General features: G+C 71.9%; 1 pseudogene. It reads right to left on the bottom strand.

The window, feature by feature from the left end:
- Positions 1–3,371: pseudogene (locus ACZ4U1_RS40130) on the bottom strand (type I polyketide synthase); the annotation flags it as partial.
- Between the last annotated feature and the right edge of the window lie 259 nt (positions 3,372–3,630).

Genomic DNA, 3,630 nt, shown 5'->3' with positions numbered 1-3,630 from the left:
AACGACACCACGCCGGCCGGAGCCACCACACCGCGCAGCACCTCGGCCAACCCGGCCCGATCGGCACCCGACTCGACCGGCAGCAACCGGACCTGAGCCCCACGGGCCTCGATCCCGGCCACCACGGCCGACACCCACTCGTCCTCAAACAGACCCGCGGGCACCGCGACCAGCCACGCCCCCGGCACCACCACGTCCGGGCGGACGGTCACCGGCCGCCAGGAGACGCCGTACCGCCAGTCGTCGAACGCCGCCTGCCGCCGAAGCGTCTTGCGCCACGCCGCGAGCGCGGGCAGGACATCACCGAACGGCTGGTCCTCCGAGACCTGAAGCGTGTCCAGAACGGACGAGAAGTCCTCGCTCTCGACCGCGGCCCAGAACTGCGCGTCGGCCGAATCCGCCGCCACCGCGTCCGAGGGAGCCGGGGCGTCCAGCCAGTAGCGGCGGCGCTGGAAGGCGTAGGTGGGCAGGTCGGTGTGGTGCGCGCCGGTACCGGCGAACGCCTGCGCCCAGTCGACGTCGACGCCGTTGACCCACAACTCACCCAGCGAGGCCAGGAAGCGGTCCAGACCGCCGTCGTCCCGGCGCAGGGTGCCGGTGACGACCGCGTCCTCCACCGTGTCCTGGATGCCCATCGCGAGCACCGGGTGCGCCGACACCTCCACGAACACCGCGTGATCCTGGTCGGCGAGAGCGCGTACGGCGTCCTCGAAACGGACCGTGCGACGCAGGTTGCGGTACCAGTACCCGGCATCCAGAACCTGCGTGTCCAGCCAGTCGGCCTCCACCGTGGAGAAGAACGGCACCCCAGCGCCCTGCGGACGCACCTCGGCCAGGACCCGGCCCAGCTCCTCCTCGATCCGCTCGACGTGAGAGGTATGAGAGGCGTAATCGACCGGGATACGGCGGGCACGGATCTCGTCGGCCTCGCAGGCGGCGATCAGCTCGTCCAGAGCCTGCGGTTCACCGGCGACCACGACCGAGGCCGGGCCGTTCAGGGCGGCGATCTCGATACGACCGTCCCAGGCGACGATCCGCTCAGCGGCCTGTTCCGCGCTGAGCGCCAGGGAGACCATGCCACCGTCACCGGCCAGGCTCGCCGCGATCGCCTGCGACCGCAGAGCCACCACACGAGCGCCGTCCTGGAGCGTCAACCCACCCGCGACACAGGCCGCAGCGATCTCACCCTGCGAATGACCCACCACAGCGGCAGGCTCCACACCGTACGAGCGCCACAGCGCGGCCAGCGACACCATCACCGCCCACGACAGCGGCTGCACCACATCCACCCGCTCCAGCGACGGAGCACCCGGAGTCCCGCGAAGAACCGCCTCCGCGTCCCAGTCCACGAACTCCGCCAACGCCTGAGCACACTCGGTGAACCGCTCGGCGAACACCGGAGCGGTGTCCAGCAGCTCCACACCCATCCCGGCCCACTGAGCACCCTGACCCGGGAAGACGAACACCACCCGGCCACCAGAACCAGACGCGGTGCCCTGCACCAGCCCTGCGGCCGACTCACCGTGTGCCAGCGCCCGCAGTCCGGCCGCCAGCGCATCCCGGTCGGTGCCGACCAGGACAGCCCGATCGTCCAGGGCGGCCCGCCCCTCGGTCAGTGTCCAGCCCACGTTCGCCGGGGAGAGGTCAGCGTCGCGCTCCACGCGCGCCAGCAGGCGGACGGCCTGGCCCCGCAGTGCCTCGGACCCGCGTCCTGACAGCACCCACGGCACCGCCACCGGCTCGAACGGGGCCGACCGCCGGGCCTCCGGCGCCTGCTCCAGGATCACGTGCGCGTTCGTGCCGCTGATACCGAAGGAGGACACACCGGCCCTACGCGGGCGCCCGTCGCTCCCGGGCCACTCACGCGCCTCGGTGAGCAGTTCCACCGAGCCCGCCGACCAGTCCACCTCACGCGTCGGCTCGGTGACGTGCAGCGTCCGCGGCAGCAGACCGTGCCGCATCGCCTCCACCATCTTGATGACGCCGCCGACACCGGCAGCCGCCTGCGCGTGCCCGATGTTCGACTTCAGCGAACCCAGCCAGAGCGGCCGCTCACGGTCCTTCCCGTAGGTCGCGATCAGCGCCTGCGCCTCGATCGGATCGCCCAGCACCGTCCCGGTGCCGTGCGCCTCGACCGCGTCCACCTCATCGGCCGACAGCCCGGCGTTCGCCAGGGCGGCACGGATCACCCGCTGCTGCGACGGACCGTTGGGCGCCGTAAGACCGTTACTGGCGCCGTCCTGGTTCACGGCCGAGCCACGCACGACCGCCAGCACCGGATGACCGTTGCGCCGCGCGTCCGACAACCGCTCCAGCACCAGCATGCCGACACCCTCGGCCCACGAGGTCCCGTCGGCCGAGTCGGAGAACGCCTTGGACCGCCCGTCGGAGGCGAGCCCGCGCTGCCGGCTGAACTCCACGAACATGCCGGGCGTCGCCATGACGGTGACGCCGCCGGCCAGGGCCAGCGTGCACTCGCCGGCCCGCAGGGCCTGGGCGGCCTGGTGCAGGGCGACCAGCGACGACGAGCAGGCCGTGTCCACCGTCACGGCAGGGCCTTCGAGGCCGAGGACGTAGGCCAGCCGCCCGGAGACCACGCTGACCGACTTGCCGGTCAGCAGATAGCCGTCGAGGCCGTCCGCGGCCTCGTGCAACTGGGTGCCGTAGTCCTGGGACATGGCGCCGGCGAAGACACCGGTGCGGCTGCCCTTGAGGGTCAGCGGGTCGATGCCCGCGTGCTCGAGCGCCTCCCAGGACGTCTCCAGCAGCAGCCGCTGCTGCGGGTCCATCGCCAGCGCCTCACGCGGCGAGATCCCGAAGAACCCGGGGTCGAACTCGGTTGCCTCGTAAAGGAATCCGCCTTCACGGACGTACGACGTCCCGGAGCGGCCGGGGTCGGCGTCGTACAGCGTGTCCAGGTCCCATCCGCGGTCCACCGGGAAGGCGGAGATCCCGTCGCGCCCGGTGAGCACCAGGTCCCACAGTTCCTCCGGCGAGGTCACCCCACCGGGGAAGCGGCACCCCATCCCGACGATCGCGATGGGCTCGTCCGACTGCCCGCTGTCGCCCGGCACCTCGACGTCCGCCGCGTGGTCGGTGCCCAGCACCTCGGTGTCCAGGTACCGCATGAGGGCGGCCGGCGTCGGGTGGTCGAAGATCAGCGAGGACGGCAGCCGCAGCCCCGTCGCCTCGTTCAGCCGGTTACGCAGCTCCACCCCGGTCAGGGAGTCGAAGCCCAGGTCCTTGAAGGTCCGCGCCGGGTTCACGGCGGCTGCGGAGCCGTATTCCAGCACGGTCGCGATCTGCGTCCGGACCAACTGCTCCAGCGTCTGCCCGCGCTCCTCGTCGGAAGTGGCGGCAAGACGCTCGCGCCAGGACTCCGCCCTGACAACCTGGGGCTCCTCGGCCACCTGCTGTGCCGTCTCGCCGAGCCAGTAGCGGTGGCGTTGGAAGGCGTAGGTGGGCAGGTCGACACGCTGGGCACCGGTCCCGGTGAACACCGCCTTCCAGTCCACCCCGACCCCGTGAGCCCAGGCCCGGGCCAGCGCCGACACCAGCGCCTTCTCCTCCGGACGACCACCACGCAACGCGGGAACGAACACCGCCTCCGAAGCCACCTGCGAACCCGGC

It is taken from the genome of Streptomyces sp. NPDC028928 (assembly GCF_055564915.1).
This window is presented reverse-complemented; position numbering and strand designations above follow the sequence as displayed.